Annotated in this window: 26 protein-coding genes and 1 tRNA gene; 10 read left to right on the top strand and 17 right to left on the bottom strand. The window is 70.7% G+C overall.

Features of this window, described 5'->3' with window-relative positions; translation table 11 throughout:
* Positions 1 to 29: 29 nt before the first annotated feature.
* Positions 30 to 266: an acyl-CoA carboxylase epsilon subunit gene (locus N1031_RS14520; RefSeq protein WP_259480413.1), complete on the top strand. Its 237-nt coding sequence runs from the start codon at positions 30 to 32 to the stop codon at positions 264 to 266.
* A gap of 271 nt (positions 267 to 537) precedes the next feature.
* Here the strand turns inward: N1031_RS14520 and N1031_RS14515 are convergent, their stop codons facing one another.
* The 4 genes from N1031_RS14515 to N1031_RS14500 are packed head-to-tail and all read right to left on the bottom strand — an operon-like array spanning position 538 to position 4745.
* Positions 538 to 1557, bottom strand: coding sequence for a DUF8320 family protein (locus tag N1031_RS14515; RefSeq protein WP_259480412.1), 1020 nt, complete (start codon positions 1555 to 1557; stop codon positions 538 to 540).
* Positions 1554 to 2780, bottom strand: a complete 1227-nt coding sequence (locus N1031_RS14510) for a sensor histidine kinase (protein WP_259480411.1) — start codon at positions 2778 to 2780, stop codon at positions 1554 to 1556. Before N1031_RS14510 ends, N1031_RS14515 begins: the two co-directional genes overlap by 4 nt.
* The gene (locus N1031_RS14505; protein ID WP_259480410.1) at positions 2770 to 3432 is read right to left on the bottom strand and encodes a response regulator transcription factor; all 663 of its coding nucleotides are present in this window, start codon (positions 3430 to 3432) and stop codon (positions 2770 to 2772) included. Before N1031_RS14505 ends, N1031_RS14510 begins: the two co-directional genes overlap by 11 nt.
* 32 nt (positions 3433 to 3464) lie before the next feature.
* Positions 3465 to 4745, bottom strand: a complete 1281-nt coding sequence (locus N1031_RS14500) for a class I SAM-dependent RNA methyltransferase (protein WP_259480409.1) — start codon at positions 4743 to 4745, stop codon at positions 3465 to 3467.
* A 38-nt stretch (positions 4746 to 4783) separates the two neighbouring features.
* Between N1031_RS14500 and N1031_RS14495 the strand changes: the two genes are divergently transcribed.
* Positions 4784 to 5464 carry a Maf family protein gene (locus N1031_RS14495; RefSeq protein WP_259480408.1) on the top strand — a complete coding sequence of 227 codons (681 nt, stop codon included), beginning with the start codon at positions 4784 to 4786 and terminating at the stop codon, positions 5462 to 5464.
* Positions 5465 to 5543: 79 nt separating this feature from the next.
* A complete protein-coding gene (locus N1031_RS14490) occupies positions 5544 to 7334 on the top strand; it encodes an acetyl/propionyl/methylcrotonyl-CoA carboxylase subunit alpha (protein ID WP_259480407.1) in 1791 nt (596 codons plus the stop codon).
* An 8-nt stretch (positions 7335 to 7342) separates the two neighbouring features.
* On the opposite strand, the gene N1031_RS14485 is transcribed toward N1031_RS14490, so the two are convergent.
* A complete protein-coding gene (locus N1031_RS14485; protein ID WP_259480406.1) occupies positions 7343 to 8239 on the bottom strand; it encodes an SDR family oxidoreductase in 897 nt (298 codons plus the stop codon).
* 119 nt (positions 8240 to 8358) lie between these two features.
* On the opposite strand from N1031_RS14485, the gene N1031_RS14480 reads away from it, so the two are divergent.
* Positions 8359 to 8952 (top strand): TetR/AcrR family transcriptional regulator, encoded by a 594-nt coding sequence (locus N1031_RS14480; protein WP_259480405.1) that lies wholly within the window; start codon positions 8359 to 8361, stop codon positions 8950 to 8952.
* On the opposite strand, the gene N1031_RS14475 is transcribed toward N1031_RS14480, so the two are convergent.
* Positions 8949 to 10388, bottom strand: coding sequence for an NAD(P)H-quinone dehydrogenase (locus tag N1031_RS14475; protein ID WP_259480404.1), 1440 nt, complete (start codon positions 10386 to 10388; stop codon positions 8949 to 8951). The two genes, N1031_RS14480 and N1031_RS14475, sit on opposite strands and share 4 nt — an antisense overlap.
* Before the next feature lie 78 nt (positions 10389 to 10466).
* On the opposite strand from N1031_RS14475, the gene N1031_RS14470 reads away from it, so the two are divergent.
* The 3 genes from N1031_RS14470 (at position 10467) to poxB (ending at position 14899) form a co-directional block, all read left to right on the top strand.
* Positions 10467 to 11300: a purine-nucleoside phosphorylase gene (locus N1031_RS14470; RefSeq protein ID WP_259480403.1), complete on the top strand. Its 834-nt coding sequence runs from the start codon at positions 10467 to 10469 to the stop codon at positions 11298 to 11300.
* Entirely contained in the window at positions 11297 to 13057 is a 1761-nt protein-coding gene (locus N1031_RS14465) for a phospho-sugar mutase (protein WP_375163642.1), read from the top strand. Before N1031_RS14470 ends, N1031_RS14465 begins: the two co-directional genes overlap by 4 nt.
* Positions 13058 to 13165: 108 nt before the next feature.
* Entirely contained in the window at positions 13166 to 14899 is a 1734-nt protein-coding gene (gene poxB / locus N1031_RS14460; RefSeq protein WP_259480402.1) for a ubiquinone-dependent pyruvate dehydrogenase, read from the top strand.
* Between the two features lie 105 nt (positions 14900 to 15004).
* Here poxB and N1031_RS14455 read toward each other — a convergent pair whose 3' ends face one another.
* Together N1031_RS14455 and N1031_RS14450 are read right to left on the bottom strand one after the other, a co-directional pair.
* A complete protein-coding gene (locus N1031_RS14455; RefSeq protein ID WP_259480401.1) occupies positions 15005 to 15277 on the bottom strand; it encodes a PTS sugar transporter subunit IIB in 273 nt (90 codons plus the stop codon).
* 15 nt (positions 15278 to 15292) lie between these two features.
* The gene (locus N1031_RS14450; protein ID WP_259480400.1) at positions 15293 to 15775 is read right to left on the bottom strand and encodes a PTS sugar transporter subunit IIA; all 483 of its coding nucleotides are present in this window, start codon (positions 15773 to 15775) and stop codon (positions 15293 to 15295) included.
* 110 nt (positions 15776 to 15885) lie between these two features.
* On the opposite strand from N1031_RS14450, the gene N1031_RS14445 reads away from it, so the two are divergent.
* Entirely contained in the window at positions 15886 to 16263 is a 378-nt protein-coding gene (locus tag N1031_RS14445; RefSeq protein ID WP_259480399.1) for a VOC family protein, read from the top strand.
* A gap of 40 nt (positions 16264 to 16303) precedes the next feature.
* The gene (locus N1031_RS14440) at positions 16304 to 17650 is read left to right on the top strand and encodes an HNH endonuclease signature motif containing protein (RefSeq protein WP_259480398.1); all 1347 of its coding nucleotides are present in this window, start codon (positions 16304 to 16306) and stop codon (positions 17648 to 17650) included.
* A 40-nt stretch (positions 17651 to 17690) separates the two neighbouring features.
* Here N1031_RS14440 and N1031_RS14435 read toward each other — a convergent pair whose 3' ends face one another.
* Genes N1031_RS14435 through N1031_RS14425 form a run of 3 tightly spaced genes read right to left on the bottom strand, consistent with a single transcriptional unit; the run spans position 17691 to position 20763 of the window.
* The gene (locus N1031_RS14435) at positions 17691 to 18818 is read right to left on the bottom strand and encodes an adenosine deaminase (protein WP_259480397.1); all 1128 of its coding nucleotides are present in this window, start codon (positions 18816 to 18818) and stop codon (positions 17691 to 17693) included.
* Positions 18819 to 18856: 38 nt separating this feature from the next.
* Positions 18857 to 19561, bottom strand: coding sequence for an IclR family transcriptional regulator (locus N1031_RS14430; protein ID WP_259480396.1), 705 nt, complete (start codon positions 19559 to 19561; stop codon positions 18857 to 18859).
* Between the two features lie 17 nt (positions 19562 to 19578).
* Positions 19579 to 20763, bottom strand: coding sequence for an adenosylhomocysteinase (locus N1031_RS14425; protein ID WP_259480395.1), 1185 nt, complete (start codon positions 20761 to 20763; stop codon positions 19579 to 19581).
* Positions 20764 to 20811: 48 nt separating this feature from the next.
* Between N1031_RS14425 and uriH the strand changes: the two genes are divergently transcribed.
* On the top strand, positions 20812 to 21753 hold the full coding sequence (gene uriH / locus N1031_RS14420) for a uridine-preferring nucleoside hydrolase UriH (protein ID WP_259480394.1): 942 nt from the start codon (positions 20812 to 20814) through the stop codon (positions 21751 to 21753).
* Positions 21754 to 21782: 29 nt separating this feature from the next.
* Here uriH and N1031_RS14415 read toward each other — a convergent pair whose 3' ends face one another.
* From N1031_RS14415 to N1031_RS14390, 6 genes are all read right to left on the bottom strand, one after another.
* A complete protein-coding gene (locus tag N1031_RS14415) occupies positions 21783 to 22316 on the bottom strand; it encodes a DinB family protein (RefSeq protein WP_259480393.1) in 534 nt (177 codons plus the stop codon).
* 88 nt (positions 22317 to 22404) lie between these two features.
* Positions 22405 to 23280: a signal recognition particle-docking protein FtsY gene (gene ftsY / locus N1031_RS14410; RefSeq protein WP_259480392.1), complete on the bottom strand. Its 876-nt coding sequence runs from the start codon at positions 23278 to 23280 to the stop codon at positions 22405 to 22407.
* Positions 23273 to 23545 (bottom strand): mycoredoxin, encoded by a 273-nt coding sequence (locus tag N1031_RS14405; RefSeq protein ID WP_259480391.1) that lies wholly within the window; start codon positions 23543 to 23545, stop codon positions 23273 to 23275. Before N1031_RS14405 ends, ftsY begins: the two co-directional genes overlap by 8 nt.
* A gap of 27 nt (positions 23546 to 23572) precedes the next feature.
* Complete coding sequence (locus N1031_RS14400) at positions 23573 to 24550, bottom strand: ribose-phosphate diphosphokinase (RefSeq protein WP_259480390.1); 978 nt, start codon at positions 24548 to 24550, stop codon at positions 23573 to 23575.
* Positions 24551 to 26011, bottom strand: a complete 1461-nt coding sequence (glmU, locus tag N1031_RS14395; protein ID WP_259480389.1) for a bifunctional UDP-N-acetylglucosamine diphosphorylase/glucosamine-1-phosphate N-acetyltransferase GlmU — start codon at positions 26009 to 26011, stop codon at positions 24551 to 24553.
* A gap of 19 nt (positions 26012 to 26030) precedes the next feature.
* Positions 26031 to 26102: transfer RNA gene (locus tag N1031_RS14390), tRNA-Gln, on the bottom strand.
* Positions 26103 to 26138: the final 36 nt, after the last annotated feature.

Below are 26138 nucleotides of genomic sequence, written 5' to 3'. Positions count from 1 at the left end.
GCCTGAGCTTCTAATGTAGCCTCGACGGTGTGGACACCTCGACCGACGACCCTGCCGACACCCCGGCGATCCGCGTGCTCACCCGCTCGGTGACCGCCGAGGAGCTCGCCGCCGTCACCGCCGTGGTGCAGGCGGCGGTGGGCGACGAGCTCGACTCGCTGCAGCACGAGGTGCGCATCGGCCCGTCGGCGTGGGATCGCAGCAGCCGTGCCCTGCGCGCACCGCTGCGCCCGGGCCCCGACGCGTGGCGCGGCTTCTCGGGCTGACCGCCGTTCGGCTTCGCGCTTTTCTGAACGTTCTGTGTGTGACAGCTGTGTCCGCAGACGAAAATGTCCTCCGAAGTGCCTACTGCGCACCGGCCCCACTGCGGTGAGGATAGTCATTGCTAGGTGTGCCTCTCACGGGGTGCACCGCCGGAGACGGGTCGACTAGGGTAAGCGGATCCGTCTTCCGGGGGCGAGTCAGGGCGATATTCGGGTTGTCGCCCTGACTCGGATGCTTTCGGGGGTCGGTGAACACACCGGCCCCCGACTTCATTCATCCGCTCTCACTGCCCGCGGTGCGCGGCACCTCGAGCCAGAGCTGGAGCACGGCGTCCTCGTCTGGGTCTCCGGCGTCGGCGTCGGTGAGTCCCACGATGGTGACGGCCACATCGTCGTCGCGCGGGGAGGTGCGCACGATCACGCGGTCCGCCCTCGTGCGGGCGAGGTTGTCGGCGATCACCGAGGCGATGCGCCGCATCGCGGCGGGCTCGAGGTCGTCGACCCCGCCGTCGTCGAGCAGGGTCACGTGCACCCCGCGCCGGCGAGCATCGAGCACGGCTTCGCGCACCCGGTCGTCGAGGAGCCTCCGGCCCCTGATCTCGTCGCGCATGGCCGCCTCCAGGTGCAGGCACTCCAACCGAGCCTCGTCGTCGAGCTCGCCGTCGGAGGTCACGATCCGCCGCAGCATCGGCGCCACCCGGGTGCGCATCTGAGCCAGGCGCACGCGACGCTCGAAGAACTCGGCCTCCTCCTGGGCGTGCCAGGCCACGGCGCGCTGCTCGGCCTGCTCGAACAGCAGCGCGTCGCGGCGCGACCTGGCCACCGCGATCGTCGCCGCGTGGGCGATGCCCACCCAGATCGGGCCGCCGATCACGCCGAGCACGGGCAATTGCAGCGGGTCGCGCGCCCAGATGAGCATGCCCACCACCATCACCCCGATCCCGGTCCAGGCGAATCCCGGCCGCAGGCGCACCGCCGTGATGGTCATGAGCGTGCCGACGGCGCCGACGATCCAGGTGGCGTAGCCGTTGGAATCGCGGGGGTCGAGTTGGCTGAGCACCAGGATGAGACCGGCCGCCGTCACGGCGATGTTGGCCGCCGCGATCGGCAGCGCCAGCCGCGACGACTCCGAGGGCGCGAGGCTCAGCACGGTCGCAGCGCCGTACAGCGCCATCGCGACGATGGAGGGGCCCGGTGTCTCCGGCACCTCGAGCGCCGAGACGCCGAGCACGATGTGGAAGGCCGAGAACACCCCGGCCAGCCCCACGAGCACCCACCTCGGTACCGTGATCATGACTCACCCGCCCGCCACTCGATCACGACGCGGGTACCCTCACCGGGCGTGGAGAGCACCTCGGCGCGCCCGCCGACCGCGAGCATCCGCTCCCGGATCGAGATGCGCAGCCCGAGCCGGTCGGCCGGAACGCCGGTCGTGTCGAACCCCCGCCCCGTGTCGGCCACCACGATGCGGAACTCGGAGACGACCGCGTCGCCGCCGGGGTTGAGCGAGCGCCGGGCACTCAGCGTGATGCTCCTCTCGGCGGCGGGCCCGGCGTGCTGCACGCTGTTCTCGATCGCCTGCACGGTCGCGGAGTACGCGCCCTCCACCACCCGACCCGGCAGCCGCCCGCGGGTGTCGCCCTCGACGGCGAAGCCGATCTCAGCGGTGAGGGTCGCGGCGAGCGCCCGGCACCGCGTCACCAGTACCTCGAGCTCCACCTCGGCGCCCCCGTCGGTCTCGGCCTCCGCGCTCTGCAGGGCCACCAGCGCGCGCTCGGCCATGAGCACCGTGAGCGCGCGGTCGTCGGGACGGCTCGACCGCGCGGCCGCCAGCAGCGTCGACAGCACGCGATCGTGGATGACCGTGTCGATGCGGCTCCGCTCCTCGTCGGCGGCGTGACGCTTGGCCGCCTCGGCGTAGCTGCGCATCGCGGTGACCCTGGCCCGGTCGACCTGGGTGGCGGTCGACCGCAGCAGGGTGATGACGATGAGGATGCTCGACCCGAGCACGAAGGCGTAGAACGCGTCGAGCACCGCCGAGTACCACGGGGCCGCCCCTCCGGCCGGCAGCAGTCTGAGGCCCGCGAACACGAGCGGCACCCCGACGGTGTAGACCGCCGCCCAGCGGGTCGGGAAGGCGATGCCGGCGGCACCGCAGGCGACCGTCACGATGTACCAGAGCCAGGGCTGCGTGCCGACCGCGGCCTCGGGCGTGCGCACCGCGAGCGGCCAGAGGGCGAGCGTGACCACGAACACCAGGGCGAACACGCCCATGCTCACCCGGATCCCGCGCCCGATCACCGAGCACACCGAGCACGCGGTGATCGCCCCGAACAGCACGATCGGGACTCCCCAGGCCCACTCCGGCTTGAGGGTGGGCACCGAGGAGTTCAGCACCGGGATGGACAGGGCCGCGAACACGAAGCCGAACAGACCCACGAGACGCGCCAGGGTGAGGTCGATGCGCTCGCGACTGCGCGGAGCGGGCGCCGGATTGAGCAGGACGTCAGCGGACATGACCGCGCTCGTCGATGGCGAGGATCCCGTCCTCCATCGCGCGGCGCAGCAGTTCCACCTTCGACCGGGCGGGCCTGCCCACCTCGACGTACTTCGCCCGGATGCGGTCGAGGTACTCCTTGGCGGTGGAGACCTTGATGCCGAGCTTCAGCGCCACCTGGGAGAGCGGGAGGCCGGAGGCGTAGAGGTGCAGCACGTCGCGCTCGCGCTGGGCGAGCTGGGCGCGGCCGAACTCGGGGTCGGCGTCGATCGCGCTGGCCCACTCGAGGTTGTTGAGCACCCCGCCCGCGGCGAGGGTGGCCACTGCGGCCATGACGGTGCCCGCGGGCGCCGACTTCGGGATGACGCCGCCCGCGCCGGCGGCGAGCGCCTCCCGCACGAGCAACACGCGGTCGGCGATGCTGTGCACGAGCACGGCGGCGCCCATCGAGCGGACGTGCTGCACGTTCTCGGTGACCGTGAAGCCGTCGCCCAGGCTCAGGTCGAGCACGACCACGTCGCAACCGCGGCCCGCGAGTTGCACCCACAGCTCGCTCACCGATGCCGTGGCGGCCACGACCTCGAAGCCCTGCTCCTGGCACGCGGCCCGGATGCCGAGTCGCACCGACTCGTGGTCGTCGACGATGGCGACCGTGACCGACTGGTCCTGCATCACCCCGCCCCTCGTCTCGACCGGCCTCCAGTCTAGGCCGGGGAGCTCTCCTGCGATCGGGTGAACACCCCGACGGCCTCGAGGTGGTGCGTGTGCGGGAAGAGGTCGAAGGCGCGCACGCGGCCGAGCTCATAGCCGGCTTCGCGAAAGGTGCCCGCGTCGCGCGCGAAGGCGACGGGGTCGCACGCCACGTACACCACCTGGGCGAGCCCGAGGCGGGCGAGCGACTCGACGACCGCGCGGCCGGCCCCTGACCGGGGCGGGTCGATGACGGCCGACCCGCGTGCGAGCCTGCGGCGCTCCTCGACGCCGGCGGTCCGTTCCAGCTCGGCGAGATAGCGGTCGACCCTGGCCGTGATCGCCTGCGCGCCCACCCACTCGGCGAGGTTCTCGGCGGCGTGGTCGGTGGCGGCGGAGTCGCTCTCGACGCTGGTGATGCGCAGCGCCTGGCCGTAGCGGTCACCGAGGGCGGCGGCCAGCAGCCCCACCCCGCCGTAGAGGTCGAGGTTCGACGCGCGAGGGTCGAAGAGCTCGTCCACGGCGAGATCGCCGACCGCTTCCGACAGGGTGCGTGCGGCGTCGGCGTGCACCTGCCAGAAGCCGTCCTCGGCCACGCGGAACTCGCGCTCCCCCACCCGCTCCACGATGGTGACGGGTTTCGCGGCCGAGCGCGCGGCGGGCTTGGCAGCCACCCGCCGCATCCGCACCTCGCCGCCGGAGGTCTCGAGCAGCTCCACGGCGGCGGCGCCCTCCAGCCGGCGACCGAGCGGCGCCTCGGCGGCGATCGCGGGCGTGGCCAGTGGGTGGTCCTCCACGGGCACGACGTGGTGGGTGCGCGCCGCGTACGGACCGACCCGGCCCTCGGAGTCGACCTGGAGCCGCACGCGGGTGCGCCACCCCGTGCCCGTCTGCGCGCGGGCGCCGTCACCGATCGCCTCCACCTCGACCACCCGGTCGATGCCGCCGAAGCGGCGCAGCGCATCCTGCAGCACCTCGGCCTTGAGCGACCGCTGCCGGGGCAGGGCGATGTGCCCGAACTCCGCGCCGCCCGCCCGCTCGCCGGGAGCCCGGTCGAGCGAGGCGGCGGACCACACGTGGGGCACACGATCGGGCGAGGCGTCGAGCACCTCGACGGTATCGGCGCGCCAGAACGAGCTCTTCGCGTCGTCGGTGACGCGGGCGAGCACGCGCTCGCCCGGCACCGCGTCGGCGACGAACACCACGCGGCCGTCGAGCCGGGCGATCGACACGCCCCCGTGGGCTACGGTGGTGGTCTGCAGCTCGACGAGCTCGTCGCGGTGGGAATCCATCATCCGAGCATCCCACACGCTCGCCGTCAGGAAGGTGGCCCGTGCGCCTCTATCTCGCCTCCACGTCTCCGGCCAGGCTGACCCTGCTGCGGCAGATCGGCATCGAGCCGGTGGTGCTGCCCTCCGAGGTCGACGAAGACGCCGCGGTACGCGAGGCGGAGGCGCAGCGCGGCCCGCTCGGCCCGGGCGAGATGGTGCAGCTGCTCGCCGAGGCCAAGGCCGAGGCGGTGGCGGCCGCCATCGCGGCGGGGGCGTACGGGGCACCCGGATGCGCGCCCGACGGCTCGCTCGTCGACGGGTTCGTGCTCGGAGGCGACTCCGCGTTCGAGCTCGACGGCGTGACCTACGGCAAGCCCCACCGGCCCGAGGTGGCGCGCGAGCGCTGGCTGGCGCAGCGGGGTCGGAGCGGGACGCTGCACTCGGGTCACTGCCTGATCGACCACCGCGGGGGTGAGCGCCGGGGCGCTGCCGGTCGCACCGACCAGGCCGGGCTGAGCTTCGCCGAGGACATCTCCGACGCCGAGATCGACGCCTACGTCGCCTCGGGCGAACCGCTGCTGGTGGCGGGGGCCTTCACCATCGACGGCCTCGCGGCTCCGTTCATCCGGTCGGTCTCAGGTGCCCCTTCGGCCGTCGTGGGACTGTCGCTGCCCGTCGTGCGCGACCTGCTGAAGGGCTTCGGCATCGACTGGACCAGCCTCTGGAACCGGCCGCCGTTGTAGACACCGCGATGGCCGGCGCGGTGATTTTTGTGCCTACATGCCAAAGGGGCGATCGGCTGCCGCAATAAGCTTGGGGATCATGCCGCGTATCTCCAAGGTCCTCATCGCCAACCGTGGCGAGATCGCCGTCCGCGTCGTCCGCGCCGCCCGCGACAGCGGAATCGGCTCGGTGGCCGTCTACGCCGACCAGGACAGAGATGCCCTGCACGTGCAGCTCGCCGACGAGGCCTACGCCCTCGGCGGCACCACGAGCGCCGAGACCTACCTGGTCATCGACAAGCTGCTCTCGGTGGCGCGCCGCTCGGGTGCCGACGCCGTGCACCCCGGCTACGGCTTCCTCGCCGAGAACGCCGACTTCGCCCGCGCCGTGATCGACGCCGGCCTCACCTGGATCGGCCCGTCGCCCGAGGCCATCGAGAAGCTCGGCGACAAGGTCTCCGCCCGCCACGTGGCCGAGAAGGTCGGGGCGCCGCTGGCACCCGGCACGCTCGACCCGGTCTCCGGTGCCGACGAGGTGCTCGACTTCGTCGCCGTGCACGGTCTGCCCGTGGCCATCAAGGCGGCGTTCGGCGGCGGCGGCCGCGGCCTCAAGGTGGCCCGCACGATCGACGAGGTGCCCGAGCTGTTCGAGTCGGCCACCCGTGAGGCCATCGCGGCGTTCGGCCGCGGCGAGTGCTTCGTCGAGAAGTACCTCGACCAGCCGCGCCACGTCGAGACCCAGTGCCTGGCCGACGCCTACGGCAACGTCGTGGTGGTCTCCACCCGCGACTGCTCGCTGCAGCGCAGGCATCAGAAGCTCGTCGAGGAGGCCCCCGCGCCCTACCTCAGCGCCGAGCAGAACGCGCTGCTGTACTCGGCCTCGAAGGCCATCCTGCGCGAGGTCGGCTACCAGGGCGCGGGCACCTGCGAGTTCCTCGTCGGCAAAGACGGCACGGTCTCCTTCCTCGAGGTGAACACCCGGCTCCAGGTGGAGCACCCGGTCTCCGAGGAGGTCACCGGCATCGACCTGGTGCGGGAGCAGTTCCGGCTCGCCGAGGGCGGCACGCTCGACTACGACGACCCGGCGCCGCGCGGGCACTCCTTCGAGTTCCGCATCAACGGAGAAGACCCCGGTCGCGGCTTCCTCCCCGCCCCCGGCCCGGTGCACGTGTTCAAGCCCGCCGCGGGTCCCGGCGTGCGCGTCGACTCCGGCGTGCAGTCGGGCGACGTGGTCTCCGGGTCGTTCGACTCGCTTCTGGCCAAGCTGATCGTCACCGGCGCGAACCGCGAGGAGGCGCTGGAGCGCGCCCGCCGCGCCCTCGAGGAGTTCGAGGTGGCGGGTCTGCCCACGGTGCTGCCGTTCCACCGCGACATCGTGCGCCACCCGGCGTTCGCCCCGCAGGACGGCGAGCCGTTCTCGGTGTACACGCGCTGGATCGAGACCGACTACGTGAACCCGGCCGAGCCGTGGAGCGGATCGCTCGAGGAGGCCGCGCCGGCCGCCGAGCGCCGCACCGTGGTGGTGGAGGTCGACGGCAAGCGCATCGAGGTGGCCCTGCCGGCCACCCTCGTGGCCGCCGGGGCGCGCGCCGCAGGAGCGGCGGGCGGGGCGGGCCGCAGCGCCGGCGCGGCGCCGAAGCGCCGCGGTGCGGCGGTGGGCGGTGTGTCGACCGCCACCGGCGACTCGGTGAAGGCGCCCATGCAGGCCACCGTGGTGAAGCTCGCGGTCGCCGACGGCGACACCGTGGTGAAGGGCGACCTCGTGCTCGTGCTGGAGGCCATGAAGATGGAGCAACCCATCACGGCCCACAAAGACGGCACGGTCACGAACGTCTCCGCCACCATCGGCGCCACGGTCTCCTCGGGTCACGTACTGCTCGACATCGCCTGAGGCCGCGCTCAGACCGGGTAGTACGCCCCCGCCTCGAGGTCGGCCGCGAGCGTCGGGCCGACGGGCGTCCAGCCCAGCAGCCCCTGGGTCGCGAGGCTGGTCGAGGACAGGTCCATCGCGAAGAACGCGCCGATGAACCCGAAGTGCGCCACCGCGTCGGCGGGGGCCACGCTCGTGACCGGCAGGCCGAGGCCTCGCCCGATCGTCTCGGCGATCCGCCTCGTGGGCACCGACTCCTCACCCACAGCGTGCAGCCGCGCCCCGGCCGGTGCCTTCTCGAGCCCGAGCCGGATCATCCGGGCCGCATCGGAGCGGTGCACCGCCGCCCAGCCGTTCGTGCCGTCGCCGACGTGGGCCGAGACCCCGGTCGCCTTCGCCGCCGCGACGATCGCCGCGATGAAGCCGTGGTCGTGCATCCCGTGCACCGTGGGCGCGAAGCGGAGTGCGATGGACTCGACGCCGCGGTCGAGGTAGTCGAAGGCGAGGTTCTCGGTGCCGCCGCGGGGCGCATCCGGACCCACCGACGGCGAGGGGTCGGCCTCGGTCGAGGCACGCCCCCTGGCCAGTCCCGCGACACCCGAGGCGACGAGGAAGCGCTTGCCCGAGCCCTCGAGCTCGTCGAGCAGCGCCTGCACGGAGGCGCGCTCGGCGCGGTTCGACTCGGCCGGGTCGCTCCAGTCGTGCTTGTTGGCGAGGTGGATGACGGCGTCGGAGTCGCGGGCACCGGCGCGGAGCCCCTCGAGGTCGTCGAGCTCGCCGCGGCGCACGACGGCGCCCACGCTCTCGAGGGCGGCGGCCGAGCGGTCGGAGCGGGCGAGCCCGACCACCTCGTACCCGGCCTGCAGGAGCTCTGCGACGGCGGCCGAGCCGATCCAGCCGGAGGCTCCGGTGACGAAGACGCGCATGATGTGTCCTTTCTGCACCGGAGGGATCGTCCGCCTCCGGCGATGTCAGCAACTGTCGTCAGTCGCTGACATCAGCGTACACCTCGATGTCAGTGACTGTCACCACTAGGATCGGAGGCATGGCGAGATGGGAACCGGGTACGCGCGACCGACTGCGGGCGGTCGCGCTCGAGCTGTTCGCCGCCCAGGGCTTCGAGGTCACCACGACGGCCGAGATCGCCGCCGCCGCCGGTGTCACCGAACGCACCTACTTCCGTCACTTCGCCGACAAGCGCGAGGTGCTGTTCGGCGGGCAGGAGCAGTTCCAGAACGGCTTCGTGGAGGGGATCGTCGCCGCCGTTCCCGAGCTCGACGCCCTGGGCACGGTCGCCGCGGCGCTCACGGCGGCCGCCTCGTTCTTTCCCGACGAGCACCGCGCGCACTCGCGGGTGAGGCAGTCGGTGATCGTCGCGAACCCGGCGCTGCTCGAACGGGAGTCGCTCAAGATGGCGGCGCTCGGCGAGGCGCTCGGCGAGGCGCTCCGCCGGCGGGGCCATCCCGAGCCCGAGGCGAGCCTGGCCGCACAGACGGCCGTCACCGTGTTCGGCGTGGCCTTCCGGCAGTGGCTGGCCGACGGGGAGACGCGGTCCCTCGTCGAGATCGAGGCCGAGGTGTGGGCGGGGCTACGCGCGCTGGTGCGGCCGGCGGCGGGAGGCTCGGGCGCGCCCGCCTAGAGCACGATGTGCATCGCGCGCGCCGCATCCGAGATGGAGCCCGACAGCGACGGGTAGACCGTGAACGCCCGGGAGACCTGGTCGACCGTGAGCCGGTGCTCCACCGCCAGGGCGATCGGGAAGATGAGCTCCGAGGCGTTCGGCGCCACGACCACGCCGCCGATCACGGTGCCCGAACCGGTACGGGCGAACAGCTTCACGAAGCCGTCCTTGATGCCCATCATCTTCGCGCGCGGGTTCGACGACAGAGGCAGCTTGTAGATGTCGCCCTGGGCGATGCCCTCCTCGATCTGCCGCTGCGTCCATCCCACCGTCGCGATCTGCGGCTGGGTGAAGATGTTCGACGCCACGTTGCGCAGTTCCGTCGGCGACACCGCGTCGCCCATCGCGTGGAACATCGCGGTGCGCCCCTGCATCGACGCCACCGAGGCCAGCGGCAGGAAGGTGGTGCAGTCACCCGCGGCGTAGATGTTGGGCGCGCTCGTACGGGCGACCCGGTTGACCCGGATGTGCCCCGACTCGCTGAGCTGTACCCCCGCCTCCTCGAGGCCGATGCCCTTGGTGTTGGGGATCGAGCCGACCGCCATCAGACAGTGCGACCCCTCCACCTTCGTGCCGTCGGAGAGCGTGGCCACCACGCCGGTGGCCGTGCGCTCGACCGAGTCGGCGCGCGACTTCGACAGCACCGTCATGCCGTTGCGCTTGAACACGTTCTCGATCACCGCGGCCGCGTCGGCGTCCTCTCCCGGCAGCACCTGGTCGCGCGAGGAGATGAGGGTGACCTTCGAGCCGAGCGCGGTGTAGGCCGAGGCGAACTCGGCGCCGGTGACGCCCGATCCCACCACGATGAGGTGCTCGGGCACCGCCTGCAGCCCGTAGAGCTGCGTCCAGGTGAAGATGCGTTCGCCGTCGGGCACGGCCGAGCTCAGGATGCGCGGGCTCGCGCCCACGGAGACGACGATGGTGTCGGCGTCGATCTGGTCGAAGTCGGTGCCCTCGGGCCCCGCAGCGGTGGAGATGACCACCGAGTCGGGGCCGTCCAGCCGCCCGTGACCGGTGACGATCGAGACCCCGGCACGGATGAGGTTGGCCCGCATGTCCTCCGACTGCTGCCGGGCCAGGCTGAGCAGGCGCTTGTTGACCTGACCCAGGTTCACCGCCACCTCCGGCCGCACCGGCCGGCCCGTGGTATCGCTGCGTGAGAAGAACTGCACGCCGAGGTCGGCCGCCTCGCCGATGGCGTTGGTGGCCTCCGCCACCGCGATGAGCGTCTTCGACGGCACCACGTCGGTGATGACCGCCGACCCTCCCACGCCCACCGCCTCCACGAGCGTGACGTCGGCACCGAGCTGTGCGGCAGCGAGTGCCGCCTCGTAGCCGCCCGGCCCTCCCCCGACGACGGCGACTCTCTGCGTGCGCTCGAACTCATAGGCCATGCGGCCCATTCTTCCCCAGGCGGCAGGGGCGGCCAAACCGTCCCCGCCGAACAGCGGCTGAATGAATAGAGTGGGTGGATGCTGCACACCTCGACGAACCCGCTCGACCTGCCCGACACCGACCCGTTCGAGGTGGCTCGCGACGCCGCCGGCCGTATCGCCGAGCTCACCGGCGTGGAGCGGCACGACATCGCGCTCACCCTGGGCAGCGGCTGGGGCAAGGCGGCCGATCTGCTGGGTGAGACGGTCGCCGAGGTGCCCGCCGCCGAGGTGGTGGGCTTCAGCGCCCCGGCGGTGCCCGGGCACGTGGGGTCGCTCCGCTCGATCCGGCTCGCGAACGGCAAGCACGCGCTCGTCATCGGCGCCCGCACCCACTACTACGAGGGGCACGGGGTGCGCCGGGTGGTGCACAGCGTGCGCACGGCGGCGGCCACCGGCGCCTCGGTGATGGTGCTCACCAACGGCGCGGGCGGCATCAAGGAGCACTGGACTCCCGGAACCCCCGTGCTCATCAGCGACCACATCAACCTCACCGCCGACTCGCCGCTCGAGGGAGCCACCTTCGTCGACCTCACCGACCTCTACTCCTCGCGGCTGCGCGGTCTCGCCCGCGAGGTCGACGCCTCGCTCGACGAGGGCGTCTACGTGCAGTTCCGCGGTCCTCAGTACGAGACCCCGGCCGAGGTGCAGATGGCCAAGACCATCGGCGGTCACATCGTCGGCATGTCGACCGCGCTCGAGGCGATCGCGGCGCGGCAGGCCGGCATGGAGATCCTGGGCTTCTCGCTCATCACCAACCTGGCGGCCGGCATCCAGAAGACGCCGCTCAGCCACGCCGAGGTGATCGAGGCCGGCAAGAACGCCGAGGGTGTGATCGGCGAGCTCCTCGCCCGAGTGGTCGCGTCGCTGTGACGAGCTCCGACGACGCGGCCGACGCCACCGACACCGCCGACACCCCGAACGACGTCGAGGTCCTGACCGAGGCGGCGCTCAGCTGGCTCGACCAAGACCCCGACCCCGAGACGCGCGACGAACTCGGCGCCCTGCTGCGCCGCGTGGGAGCCAATCTGCCCGGCGCGGCCGACGAGCTGCGCTCGCGCTTCGGCAGCAGGCTCGAGTTCGGCACGGCCGGTCTGCGCGGCGAGCTGGCGGCCGGCCCGAACCGCATGAACCGGGTGCTCGTCGGCCAGGCCGCGGCCGGTCTCGCAGCCTACCTGCTCGAGCACGCGCATCCGGATGCGCCACCCTCGGTCGTGATCGGCTACGACGGCCGCAAGAACTCCCGCGTGTTCGCGGTCGACACCGCCGAGCTCATGGCCGGTGCCGGGGTGCGAGCCGTGCTGCTGCCGCGGCTGCTGCCGACGCCGTTGGTGGCCTTCGCCGTGCGCGACCTGGGGGTGTCGGCCGGTGTGATGGTGACGGCGTCGCACAACCCGCCGCGCGACAACGGCTACAAGGTCTATCTCGGCGGCGCCGACGACGGCTCGCAGATCGTTCCTCCGGCCGACGGCGAGATCGCCGCGCACATCCTGCGGGTGGCGGCGGAGCGCGACCTGCGGGAGCTGCCGCGCTCCGAGGCCTACGAGGTGGCGGGCGACGACGTGGTGGAGCGCTATGTGGCGGCGACCGCGGCGGTGGCGGCGGTGCGCGCGCATCCGGAGCCCCTGGTGGCCGAGACTGGCTTGTCGGTGGTCTACACCGCGATGCACGGCGTGGGCTGGGAGACCTTCGCCCGCGTGCTCGACCGGGCCGGCTTCGAGCGCCCGGTGCTCGTGACCGAGCAGATCGAACCCGACCCCGACTTCCCGACGGTGGCGTTCCCCAACCCCGAGGAGCCCGGGGCGCTCGACCTGGCCCTGGCCGCCGCGCGCGCGGCCGGTGCCGACCTGGTGGTGGCCAACGACCCGGATGCGGACCGCCTGGCCATCGCCATCCCCGACCCCTCGCGCGACGAGGGCTACCGGGCGCTCACCGGCAACGAGGTCGGTCAGCTGCTCGGCTGGCGGGCGGCTGAGGCCGCGGTCGCGGCGGAGGCTGCAGCGTCGTCCACCCTGGCCTGCTCCATCGTGTCCTCCCCCGGGCTCGGTGCTGTGGCGGAGGCGTACGGTCTGGGGTTCACCGAGACGCTCACCGGGTTCAAGTGGGTCTCCCGCGCATCCGGACTCGTGTTCGGCTACGAGGAGGCCCTCGGCTACCTCGTCAACCCCGCCACCGTGCGCGACAAGGACGGCATCTCGGCGGCGGTCGCCTTTCTCGACCTCGCCCGGTCGCTCGCCGCGGAGGGCCGCACGATCGCCGACCGGCTGCACGAGTTCGCGGAGCGCTTCGGGCACTACGGGTCGGCGCAGATCTCTCTGAGGGTCACCGATCTCTCGCAGATCGGCCGCGTGATGCAGCGACTGCGCTCCGATCCTCCGGCCGAGGTGGCCGGGCTGCGGGTGCTCGGGATCGACGACCTCAGCCGCGGTGACGGCGGCGTGCCCGCGAGCGACGTGCTGCGCCTGCGCTTCGACGGTGCCCGGGTGATGGTGCGGCCGAGCGGTACGGAGCCGAAGCTGAAGATCTACCTCGACGCCTGGAGTCGCGAGGGGTCGGTGGCCGAGCGGCGCGACGCCGTCGTGGAGGCGCTCGCGCGGCTCGAGGGCGGGATGCGCGACCGGATCGCCTGAGGCTGACCACGTCATGGCCAGGCCGGGGCGTGCGTTGCAGCGGCCGGACGGCGTAGCGTCGAAGGAGGCCGACCATGTCGGCGACGCACGCGAGTCAGGAGCAACCGCATGACCACCATCGCCGACACCATGGTCGACATCCTCGCCGAAGCGGGTGTGGAACGCGTCTACGGTCTGCCCGGGGACTCGCTCAACGGGTTCACCGACGCGCTGCGGCGGCACAAGGGCGTCACCTGGTCGCACGTGCGGCACGAGGAGGCCGCCGCGTTCGCCGCCGCGGCCGAGGCGGCGCTCACGGGCGGCCTCGCCGTCTGCGCGGGCAGCTGCGGCCCCGGCAACCTCCACCTCGTCAACGGCCTCTTCGACGCGAACCGTTCGCGGGTGCCGGTGCTCGCCATCGCCGCGCAGATCCCCGCCGCGCAGATCGGCAGCACCTACTTCCAGGAGACCCACCCCCAGGAGCTGTTCCGCGAGTGCAGCGTGTACACCGAGCTGGTGAGCGTGCCCGAGCAGCTGCCGCGCGTGCTCGAGATCGCCATGCGCACCGCGGTCGAGCGGCGCGGGGTCGCCGTCGTGGTGGTGCCGGGCGAGTTGTTCCTCGCCGCGAGCGCAGGCCGGCGGGCCTCGGCGCCGATCGTGGCGACGCAGAGCGTGGTGCGGCCGGCCGATGCCGAGCTGGAACGCGCGGCGAGCATCCTGAACTCCTCGAAGAAGGTCACCATCCTGGGCGGTGCCGGCACGGAGGGCGCACACGCGAAGGTGATGGCGCTCGCGGAGCGGTTGCAGGCGCCGGTCGTGCACGCGTTCCGGGGTAAGGAGTTCCTCGAGTACGACAACCCGTACGACGTGGGCATGACCGGGTTGCTCGGCTTCGCTTCGGGCTACCGGGCCATGGAGAGCTGCGACACCCTGCTGATGCTCGGCACCGATTTTCCGTACGAGCAGTTCTACCCGTCGAAGGCCACGGTCATCCAGGTCGATCTGCGCGGTGAGCAGCTGGGCCGGCGCACCCCGCTCGACCTGGGACTCGTGGGTGACGTGGGCGACACCATCGACGCGCTGCTGCCGCTGCTCGAGCCGGCCTCGAGCTCGAAGCACCTCGACGCCTCCGTGGCGCACTACACGAAGACCCGCAAGGAGCTCGACGATCTCGCCGTCGACGACCGCGACCGCACGCCCATCCATCCGCAGTACGTGGCGCGCCTGGTCAGCGAGCTTGCCGACGATGACGCCGTGTTCATCCCGGATGTGGGTTCACCTGTGGTGTGGGCGGCTCGCTACCTGCGCATGAACGGCAAGCGCAGACTCATCGGCTCGTTCAACCACGGATCGATGGCCAATGCGGTGCCCCACGCGATCGGTGCGCAGTCGGCGTTCCCGGGGCGTCAGGTCGTCACGCTCTCCGGAGACGGTGGCCTGGCGATGCTGCTCGGCGAGCTGCTCACGCTGCGGCAGAGTGCACTGCCGGTGAAGATCGTGGTGTTCGACAACTCGTCGCTCAACTTCGTGGAACTCGAGATGAAGGCGGCGGGGATCGTCAATTTCGGCACCGAGCTCGACAACCCCGACTTCGCGGAGGTCGCGCGTGCGGTGGGGCTGCACGCGGCCCGGGTGGAGCATCCCTCCGAGCTGCGGCCCGCCCTCGAGGCGGCGTTCGCGTACGACGGGCCGGCGCTGGTGAACGTGGTGACCGCGCGCCAGGAGCTCTCGATCCCCCCGGCGGTCACCGCAGCGCAGGCGAAGGGGTTCACGCTGTACGCCATCCGCACGCTGCTGTCGGGCCGGGCGGACGAGCTGATCGACCTGGCCGACACGAACGTGTTCAGACGGCTGTTCGACTGAGCGGTGGGGGCTCGGCCGGCCGTGCGTCTGGCTACCCCGGCGTCTGGCCGCCCCCGCGTCTGGCCGCCCCCGCGTCTGACCGCCCCCGCGTCAGGCGGTCCCTCGTCAGCCGACGGCTGTCTCGAGCTTCTGCTGGATCTCCTCGAGGTCGAAGTAGTTGTCGATCACGACGATGTCGGCGTTGGTGCGGCCGATGGCACCCACGAGCCCGGGCGAGGTGAGGATGACCTGGGCATCCGCGGCGGCCGAGCCGATCCCCGCGACGTCGGAGGCGGTGACCTCCGCGTCGATGTCGAGACGCTCGAGCACTCGCACGGCGTTGACACGCAGGATCTCCGAGGTGCCGATTCCTGCTCCGCAGAGCGCGACGATCTTCATGATCTCAGGATACGTTCAGGCCCCGGCGGCCGGCTGGGAGGATGCCCGGCGGAGAAGCGCGCGTACCTCGTCGGCCGTGACGGCGGCGGCGATCGCCGGAATGACCGACTCGTCGTTGAACACGTTCGCGAGCGACGCGATCGAGGCCACGTGCTGGTCGTTCTCGGTGGCCGCAAGGCCGAGCACCACTGACACCGGGTCATTGTGGCTGTGCCCGAACGCGACCGGCTGCGCGAGGGTGACGATCGACAGACCGGCGCCGTGCACGTCGGGGCCGGGCCGGGCATGCGCCAGGGCGAGGCCGGGTGCGATGACGATGTAGGGGCCGAACTCCTCCACCAGGGCGATCATCCGCTCGCCGTACTCGGGTTCGGCGAACCCGGCCGCGGCGAGGGCCTGTGCCGAGGCGCGGATGGCGTCTCGCCAGTCGTCGGCGACCGCGTGCAACGCGATCGCCGCATCGGGGAGCTCGTGCAGGGGGCGGAGCGGATCGACCATGATGGTGCCATCATGACAGCAGCGGCGGGGTTCTCGCCGGGATGCGGCCGGGAGGTCGCCGGGAAGCGGCTGCGTGGCCGCCGACCGTCTTCGACGACGAAGGGACTCTCATGATCGAGAACTGGAAGATCGAGCTCATCGCCTTTCCGGTGAGCGATGTCGACCGGGCCAAGGCGTTCTACGTGGACCAGCTCGGCTTCGTGTGCGACCACGACGCATCGCCCTACGAGGGGGTGAGGTTCGTGCAGCTCACCCCGCCGGGCTCGGCATGCTCGATCGCCATCGGCGAGGGCATCAGCACCATGGAGCCGGGCACGTTGAAGGCCGTGCAGATCGTGGTTCCGAGCGCCGCCGCCGCGTATGAGCACCTCAGGGCGAACGGGGTCGAATGCGCCGAACCGGTCGACGAGGGGTGGGGCCTTTTCGTGTACTTCAACGATCCCGACGGCAATTCCTGGGCACTTCAAGAGCTTCCTCCTCGTTCATGATATTCGAACATTTGTTCGATATTACTGCTAGACTCGAGGCATGCTCAACCCCCAATTCGATGCTCTGCTCACAGCAGACCTCGGCGCCCTGACTGATGCGGAGTTGCTGGCGGCTGTGGTGTCGGTGGAGCGAGTGGGGCGGTTGGTCGATGCGGCGCGGGTGCGGCTCGCGGGTGAGGTCGGTGCCCGGTCGCGGTCGGAGCTCGGCGACGAGGGGTTGAGTCGTGCGCAGAACTTCGCGACCCCGGCGGTGTTGCTGGCGGTCACGGCGGGCGTGTCGGTGCGGCAGGCGCGGTCGCGGGTGGAGCTGGGGGTGCGGATGCGTGGCCCGGTGCTGCTGGGTGGCGGGGTGGGGGCGGCGCCGTTCCCGGTCGTGTCGGCGGCGTTCACCGCGGGGTCGCTGGCGGTCGAAGCAGCGGGGGTGATCACCCGGGTGTGTGGGGAACTGGGTGCGCGTGGTGTCGACTCGTGCGAGGTGGGGGTGGCGGAGCAGACCCTCGTCGACGAGACCCTTCAGGGGCACCTCACGCCCGATCAGACCGCTCGTCTCGCGGTGCGGGTGCGGGAGCTCCTCGACCCCGACGGTGCGGAGCCTCGGGCGGATCGGCAGGACCGGTTACGGTCGCTGACGTTCACGACCACACCGGACGGGATGCTGCGGGGCCGGTTCGCACTCACCCCCGAGCAGGCCGGCATCTGGGTGAGTGCCCTCCACGCCATGCACAGCCCCCGCACCACCGGGCCCCGCTTCCTCCCCGACGACGAGGCGGTCGCCCACGAGCTGACCGCAGACACCCGCACGGCCGGGCAACGCAACGCCGACACCATCACCGAGCTCCTCACCCGCGCCACCACCACCCCCGGGATGCCCCGCCTGAACGGCGCGTCCACCACCGTGAACGTCCACATCACCCTGAACGACCTCGAGGCCGGGCGCGGTGCCGGCTGGATCGACGGCATCGACCACCCGATCCCCGCCTCCGCGGTGGCGCGGCTGCGCTGCCACAACTCGACCGCCGTGACCGTGTTCGGCGACCACGGCGAGATCCTCCACCACGGCAAGACCCGCCGCCTGTTCACCCCGGCACAGAACCGGGCCCTCGCCGCCCGCGACGGCGGCTGCATCTGGCCCGACTGCGACCGCCCACCGTCCTGGTGCGAAACGCACCACGTCACCGAATGGGTCTCACCCGATCATCCACCCGGCAGAACCGACATCGACAACGGAGTCCTGCTCTGCCACTTCCACCACAGACACCTCCACCGATCCGCGTGGGCGATCACCATGCACCACAGCGCACCACACCTCATCCCGCCCCGATGGGCCGACCCCGCACAGACCCCGATACCCACCACCCGACGCCGCACCACCACACCCGCCGCGTGACAGCAGGGGGAGTTTGGCGCGGCATCGAAGCGCGGATGTCTTAGGCTCCGGCGGCCTCGAACCCGTCGGAGATGGCGTCGGCGAGATCTTCGCGGTCCTCGACGGGGAGGAAGGCCGCTGCCGCGGCATTGAGCTGGAAGACCTCCAGATCGCTGAGGTCGTACGAGAAGGCATCCGTGAGGAGAGCCAGCTCGCGACTGATGCTCGTGTTGCTCATCAGCCGGTTGTCGGGATTGACCGTCACCTGGAAGCCGAGCTGGTAGAGCAGATCGAACGGGTGGTCGACGATCTCGTCGCCCCATGCCGCGATCGCACCGGTCTGCAGGTTCGACGACGGCGAGAGCTCGAGCGTGATCTCCCGGTCTTTGACCCACTCGGCCAGCCGGCCCAGCGACACATAGGTGTTCTCGTCGTCCTGACGGTCGATGTCGATGTCCTCGGCGATCCGCACTCCGTGGCCGAGCCTCAGCGCCCGCCCGTCGAAGAGCGCACCCTTGATGCTCTCGAGCCCGTCGGCCTCGCCCGCGTGGACCGTGACCGGGAAGAACTGGTGGGCGAGGTAGTCGAACGCGGCGAGCTGATTGCGGGGCGGGAAGCCGAGCTCGGCGCCGGCGATATCGAAGCCGACCACGCCCCGGTCGCGGTGTCGCACCGCCAGTTCAGCGATCTCGAGACCGCGGTCGGCATGGCGCATGGCCGTCACCAACTGCCCTACCTGGATGCTCCGCCCCGCGGCGCGAGCGTCGTCGATGGCGAGCTCGATCCCCTCCTGCACCGACTCGACCGCCTCGTCGAGCGACAGCCCGCGTGTGAGGTGCTGCTCGGGCGCCCAGCGCACCTCGCCGTAGATCACACCGTCCGCGACGAGGTCGTCGACGAACTCGCGAGCCACCCGAACGAGGCCCTCTCGAGTCTGCATCACTCCGAGAGTGACGTCGAAGGTGGCGAGGTAGCTCGGCAGCGAGCCCGAATCGGCGCTGTCTTCGAACCAGTCGGCCAGTTCCTGCTCGTCGGTGGAGGGCAGCGCGAAGCCGATCGCGTCGGCGAGCTCGATGATGGATCCGGGCCGCAGACCCCCGTCGAGATGGTCGTGGAGCGAGACCTTCGGGAGGGAGGCGAAAGTGGTCCGGGTACCGGGGACGAACTCGTCGTCGGGAACTGCAGTCATGCCCCCAGCCTAGGCTCTCCGAGCGCCTCGAACACAGGTCAGTAGCCCAGGTTCGCACCGATCAGAGTGACCGCCTCACGCCCCGCATCGATGACCGTGCCGCTGGACACCGAGCTGTAGCTGGTCGCCACATAGGGCACGGTGAGGGCGGCCAGCGCAGGCCCGTCCGGCCCTTCACGACCGAGTACGGGAAAGACCAGGTCGGTGATCGAGGGCTGCCGCACATCCGGTCGTTCGAGATAGCCGAGCTCGCGGATGAGTCTCGCCTCGAGTTCACTTGCCCCCTCTCCCCCGTCGAAGGCACGGAGCACCGCACCCGTCGCCGTGTCGTCGAGCGAGAACTCCGCGCCCACCCTCACGCGAAATCCGAAGTCGGCGGGGCTCTCGACCTGCGCGATCACACGCACCCGGTCGATGTCGCGCACGCTGAGGTTGCACGACTGGCCCGCGGCCTCCGCCAGTCGTCGCATCGGCTCCGCCGCGGCCTCGACAAGGGTGCGCACCGGCTCGGTGCGATTGGCGAGCTCGAACAGACGCAGGGACAGCGAGTACACCCCCGATTGACGATCACGGTGCACATATCCACGTCGCTCGAGAGTGGTGAGCACCCTGAAGATCTGACTGGGCGTCCGCTCGACGGCCACGGCGATCTCGAGTTGGGTGAGTCCACCCTCGAGAGCCGCGAGCACCTCGAGGATGTCGAGCGCCTTGTCGAGGGCGGGAACCGCATAGTCCGGTGGCATGGCTCAGCGCTCGGCTCTTACGAGTCCGCACGGAGTTCGCCGAGCATGCGGCGCGCGATGGTGCGGTCGATGTCGTCAGGCACCGGCTGGGCTCCCGGCGTGAGTGTGGCCGCACCCGTCGCCACCCGCTCGAGCGAAAGCGTCTGCAAGAGGAAGCCCAGGTCCATCGATTCCAGCGAGTTGCCCTTGGGCTCGGTGCCGGCCAGATTGAACATGCGCCCGCCCGCCAGGAGGATCACGTGCCGGCCGTCGGGCAGGTCGATCCGCTCCACCGCATCGACGATCTCGCGGCGCGAGGTGCTGGCGGCGCGCAATCCCTCCACGTCGATCTCCCACGGGAAGTGGCCGCAGTTGGCCAGCACGGCGCCGTCGTGCATCAGACCGATCGTCTCGAGCGTCACGACACCGGGGTGGCCGGTCGCCGTGATGAAGACGTCTCCCCACGCCGCCACGCCTTCCGCCTCCGACACCCGGAAGCCGTCGAGCGCCGCTTCGAAGGCCTTGAGCTCGTCGACCTCGACCACCGCCACCTTGCCGCCGAGGGCGCGAAGGTAGTGCGCGACCCCTCGACCGCACCACCCGTAGCCGAACACGACGAAGCGGCGCCCCGGCACCATGAGGTTGGTGATGCGCATGAAGCTCTCCACCACCGACTGGCCGACCGCGTGCTTGTTCTCGCCGATCGCCTTGAGCAGGCTGTCGTTGATGACGATCATGGGGAAGGACACTGCCCCGGCCAGTTCGCCCCGCAGCCGATCGCCACCCGAGGTGGTCTCCTCGGTGCCGCCGACGATCTCATCAGCCGTGCCCCGTGCCACGACGCCCGCCGCGAGATCTCCCCCGTTGTCGAGCAGCATGTCGGGCCGCGAGTCGAGCACCTGGCCGACGTGGGCGAGGTGCTCCTCGAGGGTGTCGTCGCGCCGGCCGAAGAGCGTCATGCCGCCGCGGACGAGGAAGGCGACCACGTCGTCTTGCGTCGAGCCGTGGTTGCCCGTGCCGACGACCTCCGCGCCGCCGGCCACGAGGGTCTCGAGCAGCACGGCCGTCTTGGGCTCGAGGTGCAGCGACATACCGATGCGGTGCCCCTCGAACGGCCTGGAGACCGCAAGCTCATCACGCGCCCGGGCCAGGAGCGGCATGCGAGAGCGGATCCACTCGATGCGCGCGGCCCCGCGCTCGGCCAGTTCGATCGTCGAATTCATGTCGCCGATCATACACAGATGAAAGTCGTTTTCATATATGCTCGCACTATGCCCTCCAAGATCATCCTCGATTGCGACCCCGGTCACGACGACGCCATCGCCCTCCTGCTCGCCCACGGCAGCCCCGAGATCGAGCTGCTCGCCGTCACGACGGTCGTCGGCAACCAGACGCTCGAGAAGGTCACCCGCAACGCCCTCTCCGTGGCGAAGGTCGCGGGGCTCACCGGCGTTCCCTTCGCCGCCGGATGCGCCCGGCCACTCGTGCGCCCGATCGAGGTGGCACCCGACATCCACGGCGACTCAGGGCTCGACGGCCCCGTCCTCCCCGAGCCCGAGCTCGCGCTCGACGAACGGCACGCGGTCGACCTGATCATCGAGACGGTGATGGCGCACGAGCCGGGCACGGTCACACTGGTGCCGACCGGCGGACTCACCAACATCGCGCTCGCCGCCCGTAAGGAGCCGCGGATCGTCTCCCGCGTGAAGGAGGTCGTGCTGATGGGTGGGGGCTATCACGAGGGCAACTGGAGCGCGACCAGCGAGTTCAACATCATCATCGACCCCGAGGCCGCCCACATCGTGTTCAACGAGAGCTGGCCGCTCACGATGGTGGGGCTCGATCTCACCCACCAGGCACTGGCGACACCCGACGTGGTCGAGCGCATCCGGGCGATCGGCACCGCTCCCTCGCGATTCGTCGTCGAACTGCTCGAGTTCTTCGGCCAGAGCTACGAAGAAGCGCAGGGCTTCACCTCACCACCGGTGCACGACCCCTGTGCGGTGGCGAGGGTGATCGATCCTTCCGTCATGACCGTGCGGCGCGCACCGCTCGACGTGGAGCTCAGCGGCACCCTGACCCTGGGCATGACCGTGGCCGATTTCAGGCGGCCAGCACCCGAGGACTGCACCACCTCGGTCGCCGTCGAACTCGACCACGAGCGGTTCTGGTCGCTCATCGTCGACGCACTGGAGCGTATCGGCGAGCCCTGAGGCACCCGATCGCGTCGGTGACGGCTGCGTCAGGCCCGGTCGCCGCCCACGTCGTGCAGATGATGCACCGGGTCGTGGATGATGTAGCGCGCGAGCGTGTCGACGGTGAAGAGCGAGCCGTCGCTCCGGAGACCCTGGCGGTTCCACGCATCCGCCGGCACGGCCTCGAGCAACGCCGCCAGCGCTTCACCCTCCACGCCGATCTCTGCGGCGACCGCAACGGGGTCCTGCTCGTTGTAGTTGTCCTCCACGGCCGTCACGTCCTGGTCCCAGTTCGGGAACTCCGGGTCGACCAGTTCCCGGTCGAGCATGAGCCCGAAGCGCACCTGCGAGATGCGGAAGACGTCACGCACATGGGCCGCGTACTCCAGCGGCGACCACGTCGCGTCGTCCGGCCTCACCCGCACGTCGTCACGGCCGAGAACCGCCGGCCACGCCGCCGCGTTCGCGCGGAGCAACGCGGGCACCTCGGCCGCGCGGGTCGCGGAGGAGTCGAAGCCGCACTCGGGGCACTCTCGTTCGAGCACCCAGGTCCAGTTCTTGGTGTCGGGGGTGATGGGCATGGGTCCAGGCTACGAGCGGCGGCGAGCACGCTCCACCGGGTTCCTGCCACCCCGCTTCGAAATCCCGCCTCCCGGGGCGAGCACGGCGTCAGCCGACGAGGTTCTGGGCGAACACGTGCGGCGTGAAACCCGTGAGGTCGTTGATGCCCTCACCCTGACCGATGAGCTTGATCGGGATGCCGGTCTTCTCCTGCACCGCGAGCACGAAACCGGCCTTCGCCGAGCCGTCGAGCTTCGTGATGACCAGGCCGGTCACGCCGGCGTGCTGGATGAACGCATCCGCTTGAGCGAGACCGTTCTGCCCCGTGGTGGCGTCTAGCACCAGCAGCACCTCGGCCACCGGCGCCTGCTTCTCGATGACGCGGCGGATCTTGCCCAGCTCGTCCATGAGGCCGCCCTTGGTCTGCAGACGCCCGGCGGTGTCGATGATGACGATCTCGGTGCCACGCGCCTTGGCCTGCTCGATGGTCTGGAAGGCGACCGACGCCGGGTCCTGACCCTCGTGCTGCGGCCGCACGATGTCTACTCCTGCACGGTCTGCCCAGGTCGCCAATTGCTCCACAGCTGCGGCCCGGAAGGTGTCGGCGGCGCCCACGACGACCGTACGGTCGAATGTCTTCAGAAAGCGAGCGAACTTACCGATGGTCGTCGTCTTACCTACACCGTTCACCCCCACCACGAGCACCACTGCGGGTCGCTCCGTGAGCTTCAGCGTCGGGTCGTACTTGGCGAGCCGTTCCTCCATCACCTCGCGCAGCATCCGCTGCAGGTCGCGCGGGTCGGTGGTGGAGTACCTCGCCACCTTGGCGCGGAGGTCGTCGACGACCTCCTCGGTGACCGTGGGGCCGAAATCGGCCCGGATGAGGGCCGACTCCAGGTCGTCCCAGGTGTCGTCGTCGATGGTGCGCTTCGCGAACATGCCGCGCAGCGCCCCCGAGAGCGACCAGGGGGTGCGATCAGCCAACGCGCAACGCCACTTCGCGCGCCGACGGGTTGGTCGCGGTCGTGCCGTCCGGGAAGACCACCGTCGGCACGGTCTGGTTACCGCCGTTCACCGACTCCACCAGCTGGGCGGTGCCCTCCACCTCTTCGATGTTCACCTCGGTGTAGGCGATGCCCTGGGCGGTGAGCGCCGACTTCAGCCGGGCGCAGTAGCCGCACCAGCTCGTGGAGAACATGGTGATGCCGCCAGGGGCGGGAACGTAGCTGTCGATCGACGCAGTGCTCATGTCAGCAGTTTAAGCCGCCGCGCGAGCTCAGGCGTCGCCGTCGAACATCGTGGTGACCGAGCCGTCGGAGAACACCTCGTGCATCGCGCGGGCGATCAGCGGCGCGATCGGGAGGATGGTCAGCCTGTCCCAGTGCTTCTCCGGAGGCAGGGGCAGCGTGTCGGTGACCACGACCTGGTCGATGAACGGCGACTGCAAGATCTCGGTGGCCGGGTCGGAGAACACCGCGTGGGTGGCCGCGACGACCACGCCGATCGCACCGTTGGCCTTCAGCGCCTCCGCGGCGGCGACGATCGTGCGGCCGGTGTCGATGAGGTCGTCGACGAGCAGGCACACCCGCCCGCGAACGTCTCCGACGATCTCGTGCACGCTCACCTGATTGGGCACCCGGGGGTCGCGTCGCTTGTGGATGATGGCGAGCGGGGCACCGAGCTTGTCGCTCCAGATGTCGGCCACCCGCACGCGGCCCATGTCAGGACTCACGACCGTGAGCGTCGCCGGGTCGAGAGAGGCACGCATGTGCTCGAGCAGTACCGGCATGGCGAAGAGGTGGTCGACCGGCCCGTCGAAGAACCCCTGGATCTGCGCGGCGTGCAGGTCGACCGACATGATGCGGTCGGCGCCGGCGGCCTTGAACAGGTCGGCCACGAGACGGGCCGAGATCGGCTCACGGCCACGGCCTTTCTTGTCTTGCCGGGCATAGGGATAGAACGGCGCGACCACGGTGATGCGCTTGGCCGAGGCGCGCTTGAGGGCGTCGACCATGATGAGCTGTTCCATCAGCCACTCGTTGATGGGAGCGGTGTGCGACTGGATGACGAACACGTCGCTGCCACGCACGCTCTCGCCGTAGCGGATGTAGAGCTCGCCGTTCGCGAAGGTGCGTGCCTCGGTCTCGACGAGGGTGGTGCCCAGCTCGGCGGCGATGTCCTTCGCCAGCTGCGGATGTGCTCGCCCCGAGACGACGACGAGGCTCTTCTCTCCGCTGGCCTTGATTCCGGACACCTATTCTCCGATCTGTTCGGCCGAGTCCGACACCTCGGCCTCGCGAGCCGACTGCGCCGCTGCCGCCGCCTCCGTGCCCGGTCGATTCTGTTCAACCCAGCCCGACAGATTGCGCTGAGGAGCCACGTTCACCGCCAGCGAGCCGGCCGGCACGTCTTTTCTGACGACCGTTCCCGCACCCGTGTAGGCGCCGTCACCAATCCTAACCGGGGCGACGAACACGTTGTGCGAGCCCGTGCGCACATGGGAGCCCACCACCGTGCGGTGCTTGTTCACGCCGTCGTAGTTGGCCGTGATGGTGCCCGCACCCACGTTCGAGCCGACCCCCACCTCGGTGTCGCCCACGTACGACAGGTGCGGCACCTTCGAGCCGGCGCCGATGTGCGAGTTCTTGGTCTCGACGAAGGTGCCGATCTTGCCGTCCTCGTCGAGCACGGTGTTCGGCCGCAAGAAGGCGAAGGGCCCCACGGATGCGCGGGCGCCGATCACCGAGAGTGTCGCGTCGGTGCGCTTCACCTCCGCGCCCTCTCCCACCTCGCAGTCGACGAGGGTGGTGTCCGGCCCCACCACGGCGCCCCGGGCGATGCTCGTGGCCCCCTTGATCTGCGTGCCGGGCAGGAGGGTGACGTCTTCGTCGAGGCTGGCCTTGAGGTCGATCCAGGTGGTGGCAGGGTCGACGACGGTCACCCCGTTGAGCTGCCAGCCCCGCACGATCAGGGCGTTGAGCTTCGCTGCGGCTTCGGAGAGCTGAGCACGGTCGTTGACGCCGGCCACGAGCCAGGGCTCGGCCACCGTCACGGCCGCCACGTCGGAGCCCGCGCGGCGGAGCAACCCGATCACGTCGGTGAGGTATTTCTCCCCCTGGGCGTTGGCCGTGGTGACCCTGGCGAGCTGGTCGCGCAGCTGGGCGAGTCCGAACACGTAGACGCCGGCGTTGATCTCGTGGATGGCCCGCTCGGAGTCGTCGGCGTCTTTGTGCTCCACGATGCGGTCGAGCATCCCGTCGGCGGTGCGCACGATCCGACCGTACCCGGTGGCGTCGTCGAGCTCGGCGCTCAGGAGGGTTGCCGCAGCGGCGCTGGCACGGTGCTCGGCGATGAGCTCGCGCAGGGTCTGGGCGTCGAGCAGGGGCACATCGCCCGAGACCACGAGCACGTCTCCGTCGAAGTCGCCGGGCAGGGCGGCGATCGCCTGCTCCACGGCGCGGCCGGTGCCGGGCAGATCGTCCTGGTCGGCGATGATCGACGAGGGGAAGTGGTCTTCGATGACCTCGACCACCCGGTCGCGCTCGTGCCTCACCACACTGACCGTGTAGGCGGCGTCGAGCTCGCCTGCGGTCGCGAGCACGTGCCCGATGAGGGGAACGCCCGCGATCTCGTGAAGGAGCTTGGGTGTCTGGGACTTCATCCGTGTGCCCTGGCCTGCGGCCAGGACGACGATGGCGAGTCGGGTGTCGGTCATCGGTACCTCTTCCTTCGGGCTCCGCCTCCAGGACTCGAACCTAGACCTAACAGCTCCAAAGGCTGTCGTGCTGCCATTACACCAAGGCGGATCATCGGGAGCCGCTCCCGATGCCGGAGTCCAGTCT

The organism is Herbiconiux moechotypicola, assembly GCF_024979255.1.
In the GTDB taxonomy this organism is placed as follows: Bacteria; Actinomycetota; Actinomycetes; order Actinomycetales; family Microbacteriaceae; genus Herbiconiux; species Herbiconiux moechotypicola.
Note: the sequence above shows the minus strand (reverse complement) of the source record. Positions and strands in the feature narration are given on the sequence as shown.

Bases quoted from the DNA above. Each gene is read 5' to 3' on its own strand.
- N1031_RS14490 (WP_259480407.1), top strand. From the start codon at position 5,544: ATGCCGCGTATCTCCAAGGTCCTCATCGCCAACCGTGGCGAGATCGCC.
- N1031_RS14415 (WP_259480393.1), bottom strand. From the start codon at position 22,316: ATGCCCATCACCCCCGACACCAAGAACTGGACCTGGGTGCTCGAACGA.
- glmU (WP_259480389.1), bottom strand. From the start codon at position 26,011: ATGACCGACACCCGACTCGCCATCGTCGTCCTGGCCGCAGGCCAGGGC.
- N1031_RS14445 (WP_259480399.1), top strand. From the start codon at position 15,886: ATGATCGAGAACTGGAAGATCGAGCTCATCGCCTTTCCGGTGAGCGAT.
- N1031_RS14470 (WP_259480403.1), top strand. From the start codon at position 10,467: ATGCTGCACACCTCGACGAACCCGCTCGACCTGCCCGACACCGACCCG.
- poxB (WP_259480402.1), top strand. From the start codon at position 13,166: ATGACCACCATCGCCGACACCATGGTCGACATCCTCGCCGAAGCGGGT.
- N1031_RS14485 (WP_259480406.1), bottom strand. From the start codon at position 8,239: ATGCGCGTCTTCGTCACCGGAGCCTCCGGCTGGATCGGCTCGGCCGCC.
- N1031_RS14500 (WP_259480409.1), bottom strand. From the start codon at position 4,745: ATGATGGATTCCCACCGCGACGAGCTCGTCGAGCTGCAGACCACCACC.
- N1031_RS14450 (WP_259480400.1), bottom strand. From the start codon at position 15,775: ATGGTCGATCCGCTCCGCCCCCTGCACGAGCTCCCCGATGCGGCGATC.
- N1031_RS14480 (WP_259480405.1), top strand. From the start codon at position 8,359: ATGGCGAGATGGGAACCGGGTACGCGCGACCGACTGCGGGCGGTCGCG.
- N1031_RS14405 (WP_259480391.1), bottom strand. From the start codon at position 23,545: ATGAGCACTGCGTCGATCGACAGCTACGTTCCCGCCCCTGGCGGCATC.
- N1031_RS14440 (WP_259480398.1), top strand. From the start codon at position 16,304: ATGCTCAACCCCCAATTCGATGCTCTGCTCACAGCAGACCTCGGCGCC.
- N1031_RS14430 (WP_259480396.1), bottom strand. From the start codon at position 19,561: ATGCCACCGGACTATGCGGTTCCCGCCCTCGACAAGGCGCTCGACATC.
- N1031_RS14455 (WP_259480401.1), bottom strand. From the start codon at position 15,277: ATGAAGATCGTCGCGCTCTGCGGAGCAGGAATCGGCACCTCGGAGATC.
- uriH (WP_259480394.1), top strand. From the start codon at position 20,812: ATGCCCTCCAAGATCATCCTCGATTGCGACCCCGGTCACGACGACGCC.
- N1031_RS14435 (WP_259480397.1), bottom strand. From the start codon at position 18,818: ATGACTGCAGTTCCCGACGACGAGTTCGTCCCCGGTACCCGGACCACT.
- N1031_RS14515 (WP_259480412.1), bottom strand. From the start codon at position 1,557: ATGATCACGGTACCGAGGTGGGTGCTCGTGGGGCTGGCCGGGGTGTTC.
- N1031_RS14425 (WP_259480395.1), bottom strand. From the start codon at position 20,763: ATGAATTCGACGATCGAACTGGCCGAGCGCGGGGCCGCGCGCATCGAG.
- N1031_RS14475 (WP_259480404.1), bottom strand. From the start codon at position 10,388: ATGGCCTATGAGTTCGAGCGCACGCAGAGAGTCGCCGTCGTCGGGGGA.
- N1031_RS14510 (WP_259480411.1), bottom strand. From the start codon at position 2,780: ATGTCCGCTGACGTCCTGCTCAATCCGGCGCCCGCTCCGCGCAGTCGC.
- N1031_RS14505 (WP_259480410.1), bottom strand. From the start codon at position 3,432: ATGCAGGACCAGTCGGTCACGGTCGCCATCGTCGACGACCACGAGTCG.